The sequence below is a fragment of the Brevibacillus sp. YAE8 genome (genome assembly GCF_057543335.1).
The window spans coordinates 1-646 of sequence record NZ_BAAIYG010000102.1; the positions used below are offsets into that span (position 1 = coordinate 1).

Genomic DNA, 646 nt, shown 5'->3' on the forward strand with positions numbered 1-646 from the left:
TTCTTCCGATGTATTTATTTAAGAACCGAACGTTTACGCTTTTAAATATCATTGGCTTTTTTATGAGCATTGGTATGTTCGGAGCTATTACATTTGTTCCGTTCTTTATGCAAGGAATCGTTGGAGTCAGCGCCTCAGAATCAGGTACCATTATGACACCAATGATGATTTCAATGATTGTAACGAGTATTATTGGAGGTCAGCTTGTTTATAAAGTTGGTATCAAGCCTCAAATCGTTACGGGTATGCTCATTATGGCAGGAGGGTTCTTCTTGTTAACAACATTAGACCTTCATACTAGCAAGCTTGTTGCTACTTCTTATATGGCCATAATCGGTTTAGGAATGGGTCTTGTAATGCCAATTTTAACGCTTGCTCTTCAAGAAAGCTTTTCAAAAGAAGAGCTCGGTGTTGTTACATCATCAAGTCAATTTTTCCGTTCAATTGGAGGAACGTTCGGTATTACCATTTTAGGAGCGATAATGAACGCCAAATCAGGTACGCTTCTTACTGACAAACTCGTTCCATATTTAAACTCATTGCCTGCTCAAGCAAGCGCTTTTGCCGACGGGTTCAAAAAAGCGATTGATACGAATCCTGAAAGTGTGCTGCAGATGCTGTTTAGTCCTGAGGCGCTAAAGAGTAT

1 protein-coding gene is annotated in these 646 nt (G+C 39.6%); it reads left to right on the plus strand.

The features are described 5' to 3' along the window. Positions 1-646, plus strand: a 646-nt coding sequence (locus tag AC27IT_RS27815; RefSeq protein WP_487092264.1) for an MFS transporter, incomplete at both ends; no start/stop codon positions are given.